This is a genomic window from Colwellia sp. D2M02 (assembly GCF_018860755.1).
GTDB classification, from domain to species: domain Bacteria; phylum Pseudomonadota; class Gammaproteobacteria; order Enterobacterales; family Alteromonadaceae; genus Colwellia; species Colwellia asteriadis.
On the sequence record NZ_JAHKPW010000045.1, the window covers coordinates 1 to 4,269 of the forward strand.

At 36.1% G+C, this 4,269-nt stretch carries 5 protein-coding genes and 1 pseudogene; 5 read left to right on the forward strand and 1 reads right to left on the reverse strand.

Annotation, left to right across the window (positions count from 1 at the left end):
• The first annotated feature begins 475 nt into the window (after positions 1–475).
• From KO495_RS07615 to KO495_RS07635, 5 genes are all read left to right on the forward strand, one after another.
• Positions 476–1,303, forward strand: a complete 828-nt coding sequence (locus KO495_RS07615; protein WP_252738863.1) for a leishmanolysin — start codon at positions 476–478, stop codon at positions 1,301–1,303.
• Positions 1,304–1,818: 515 nt separating this feature from the next.
• Positions 1,819–2,433, forward strand: a complete 615-nt coding sequence (locus tag KO495_RS07620; RefSeq protein ID WP_252738864.1) for a DUF1826 domain-containing protein — start codon at positions 1,819–1,821, stop codon at positions 2,431–2,433.
• Between the two features lie 4 nt (positions 2,434–2,437).
• Positions 2,438–3,082: a DUF2796 domain-containing protein gene (locus KO495_RS07625; protein WP_215979812.1), complete on the forward strand. Its 645-nt coding sequence runs from the start codon at positions 2,438–2,440 to the stop codon at positions 3,080–3,082.
• Positions 3,083–3,091: 9 nt separating this feature from the next.
• Positions 3,092–3,544 carry a transcriptional repressor gene (locus KO495_RS07630; protein WP_215979813.1) on the forward strand — a complete coding sequence of 151 codons (453 nt, stop codon included), beginning with the start codon at positions 3,092–3,094 and terminating at the stop codon, positions 3,542–3,544.
• Positions 3,545–3,597: 53 nt separating this feature from the next.
• Positions 3,598–4,011 carry a MerC domain-containing protein gene (locus KO495_RS07635; RefSeq protein ID WP_215979814.1) on the forward strand — a complete coding sequence of 138 codons (414 nt, stop codon included), beginning with the start codon at positions 3,598–3,600 and terminating at the stop codon, positions 4,009–4,011.
• 20 nt (positions 4,012–4,031) lie between these two features.
• Here KO495_RS07635 and KO495_RS17515 read toward each other — a convergent pair.
• Positions 4,032–4,269, reverse strand: a pseudogene (locus KO495_RS17515) (hypothetical protein); the annotation flags it as partial.

The window sequence follows — 4,269 nt, forward strand, 5'->3', positions numbered from 1 at the left end:
AATAAGCTACATCCATGTATCGTCACATAAAAGATGATAACGCAGTAAAAATGACCTACAAACGCTGTCCGCCGCGATTAAAGCGCTTTCATCTCGAACAAAATTTAACAGTGAAAGGTCAACAGCCTCTAGTACATAGTATTGATTTTTAATTTTCAAAACGGCAATACTAATTACTTATCTTAGAACTTAGAAATTAAATAAATGAATAGTTTACTCAACCGTACAAAAGTTAAGTTTAATATGATTACAGCATTTAGATATTATCACTGAACAAGTTGCCACAACTCAAAGAGTCAATCTGTACAGCGGCCAAAAGCACCATAAAAAATGTGTTAATGATTTTTATACTATACTCCAATAAAAACTCACTAAGAACATCACATAAAAATCAAATAAACCATTGTAATAAATACTATTTACTGTTTTGCCAAAGAGTTTATAAAGTATATTTTAATCATTTGAAGGAGGTTATATGAAAAATTTATTTAAAGGCATGTTATGTGGTTCAATATTGGCCCTATCATCACTTACGGCTAATGCTGGATTGTTTAACATTAATATTGCTGACAATGGTGGCTTAACAACTTCACAGTCAGCTATTTTTGATATTGCTTCAAGCTTCTGGCAAAGCCATATAATTGGCACACAAGCTGATGCAGATATTTCATTAACAATTAACGCATCAGGTCAAGATATTGATGGTGTAAATGGAATATTAGGCAGTGCAGGACCAAATTACGTTGGAGGAGCTGATGGGTTTTTATATACCACCATAGGTAGTATGCGCTTTGATATAGCGGACTTAGCAAGCTTAGAATCATCGGGCGCCTTGTTTGCCGTTATTCTTCATGAAATGGCTCATGTTATGGGTTTTGGTACCTTATGGAACCCTTCTGATTATGGATTTTTGGGGTATCAGAGTGTTTATGTTAATGGTACTGGGCAATATACTGGCGCACATGGCTTAGCAATGTACCAAGAAGAGTTTAACTTGCCCTCAGCAAGCTATATTCCCGTAGAATTAGACGGCGGCCCAGGTACAGCAAACGGCCATTGGGATGAAACATGGCTTACTCCTACAGGCAATGACTCAGATTTAATGACGGGCTATTTAAACTTCCCCACCACGTTAAGTAACACCACTTTAGCCTCATTTGCCGATATAGGGTATATCGTTAGGTTAGATGATGGACGTATTATTGGCGCAGCAGCCATACCAACGCCAGCAACATTAGTCCTGTTTATGTCAGCATTTTTAGTATTGATGAGTCGCAACCCAAAAGTCAAAGCCACCTTTTGATATCAACAACTTAAACTTAAAACGCTTTATTTAATGGTGGGGAGCTCTACCCCACCTTCTTATTAACATCTTTGAGAAATAAACCATTCTGCCTTTACTTTATAGCAAAAGTTAACAATTAACACGGCAATAAAACCCCATATTTACAGCGACTTGGATAACAATCAAAACGGTAACTTATCCTCTGTAGAGCAGCTATCACAGCATAATACTCCAGCTTACTCACTGTCAGTAAAAGTAGCCGATAAAAAGATAAAATCACAAAAATAAAATAGAAGCGAATTGATAACACATTAAAAATAAACTAATAAAAAAATAAATACCATTTGATAATGTTACTATATCACATTAGTATGCAATTCATTATTTACGAATAAGCTTCATATACCGTAAATAACAACACAACTAAATACATTATAATTTAACACGCCGCTTGGCAGGTATTATCGATGATAGATACGAATAACACGCTTCAAAAAAGTCAATGCGAAACAAACATTTTACGGCGCACAACGATGTCTGAACACTACTCAGTACTTGCAGATATTTATGAAGACGATATCAACTTAGCGGTTTGGAAACGACCATTACCGAGCAATATGAAAGAATGTATTGAAGAAATAATTCTTAAAAAGCCCGCGTTTAAAAGCATAATGACTGTAAGCCCTAACAATATACGCGAACATGTGCGGGAGTGTTTCGCAGATATTGAGACAAGTAAAGAGCTTCGCGAACATATTTGCTTGTTGGTTGACATGTTTTGTACGCTTTTTGATTTAGAATATGCGGGGTTACGATTGAAGCTACTCGATAGCCCTATGTGCCCCAAGTTTCATGTTGATAAAGTACCTTGCCGTTTAATTACTACCTTTTATGGTTCGGCAACACAATGGCTACCTCATAATGCAGTAAATCGCACAAAACTAGGTGCAGGCAGTGAAGGACTAAGTGATGAATGTTCTGGCATTATTAACCCTGACGCTACTGTTCAGCAATTATCATCGGGAGATGTTGCCTTATTAAAAGGGGAGTCATGGCATAACAATGAAAATGCTGGCTTAGTGCACCGCTCACCGATCCTTGCTCAAAATGAACACCGCTTATTGCTCACGTTAGATTTTGTGAATTAGTCTAATGGAGAGTTTAATACGCAATACAAAAGTAAAGTATTTAATAGTAGTAACTTTAAAGTTACTACTACTTAATAGTGCTGCTTCACACAGTATTGCACTAGCACACGATCATACAACCTACTCTACTCACAATACTAATAAGCATAATACGAATAAACATAATGCACACCAACATGGCTATGCTGAGTTAACAATGATCATTGAGGGTAATAGTTTAATGGTGCAAATTTTATCACCTGCTGACAGTTTACTCGGGTTTGAACATCAGGCCGCTACTGAACAGGAACTGGCTACGTTGAATCGTATTAAAAATAATCTTGCTTCAACTAACAATATATTAACGCTCGATAATGGTGACTGCCGGTTAATAGATACTTTAATTGATACCCAGGCTGTTGACCCAAAAACACAAAGCCACAAAGCCACAAAACCATATAACAATCGATCAAGCAGAGCCGAAAATCACGCAGAAATAGAAATTAATTATCAATTTACTTGTGCATCAATCTCTAAAGTAAACAATATTTCACTTGAGTTATTTAAGCATTACCCAGCCATTGAACAAGTACGGGCAATATGGATACGCGAAAACAAGCAAGGCTCATATTTATTAACCCCCTCAAAAACAATATTGACATTAAATTAAGGTAATCACATGGACGTAACGCAGTTACGATTAACGCAAGCGGAAGATAAATGTCGACAGCTTGGAGTGCAACTGACCTCAAAAAGAAAACTCGTGCTGACCTTATTATTACAGGCTGGTAAAGCCGTATCGGCATATGAGTTGATTGACTTATTCAAGCGTAATTTTCAACAATCATTACCCCCAATGTCTGTTTATCGTATTTTAGAGTTTTTAGAGCAATCTCAACTCATTCACCGACTACATATTGCTAACAAGTATGTAGCTTGTCGACATATTAAAAGTACGCCAGAGCAAACTATTTCACAATTGCTTTTTTGTCACCAATGTCAGCGTGTAGATGAAATTGAGCTCAACCAGTCTCACTTGGCGGCATTAGACAGCAATATAAAAGAAACAGGGTACCAATTACTATCCTCACACATAGAACTAAATTGTATTTGTAACTCATGTTCAGAGTGAAATGGCAACTAGGATAAAAATACAAAAATTTAATAAAACATAAGGCTCGTTCAATGAAAGAAATATCTATCACTAGTGATAAAATAGCCATTGGTATATCACTGTTATGCTTAGCTCACTGTTTAGCGTTACCGCTACTCATTATATTACTACCTAGTATTGCTCAATTATCACTAGAGCAAGAAACATATCATTATGCCATGGTGCTTATTGTGGTTCCTATCAGCTGCTATGCATTAATATTAGGTTATAAAAAACATAATAAAATATCGGTGCTTTTGATTGGCGTAGTTGGTTTGATTTTTTTAGTTTTAGCGGTGTTGTTAGGAGAAGAAAAGATAGGTAGTTTAGGTGAAAAAACAATGACCGTTATCGGCTCTATAATTATTGCTTATAGCCATTATAAAAACTTTAATTTAAGTCATAACAAAGCGCCTTGTTTATATTCGTGTGGTGCAAAAAAATAGTACTTTAAATAAGTACTATTTCACTTTAGGGTTACACTAGGGACGGTTGATCTTTCGAGATTATTTTTGCAGCTTTTTGTTGGGTATTTATACAAGGCAGAGCCTTTGTAATGTAGTTATTCAGGACAATAAGCTCCTGCATTGTCTAATAAGCTACATCCATGTAGCGTTACCTAAAAAGGCGATAACGCAGTAAAAATGACCAACAAACGCTGTCCGAAGGATTCGGCTAAAAGCGTTTTACGCTTTGTTGAACAG

Bases quoted from the DNA above. Each gene is read 5' to 3' on its own strand.
- KO495_RS07625 (WP_215979812.1), top strand. From the start codon at position 2,438: ATGGAGAGTTTAATACGCAATACAAAAGTAAAGTATTTAATAGTAGTA.
- KO495_RS07615 (WP_252738863.1), top strand. From the start codon at position 476: ATGAAAAATTTATTTAAAGGCATGTTATGTGGTTCAATATTGGCCCTA.
- KO495_RS07635 (WP_215979814.1), top strand. From the start codon at position 3,598: ATGAAAGAAATATCTATCACTAGTGATAAAATAGCCATTGGTATATCA.
- KO495_RS07630 (WP_215979813.1), top strand. From the start codon at position 3,092: ATGGACGTAACGCAGTTACGATTAACGCAAGCGGAAGATAAATGTCGA.
- KO495_RS07620 (WP_252738864.1), top strand. From the start codon at position 1,819: ATGTCTGAACACTACTCAGTACTTGCAGATATTTATGAAGACGATATC.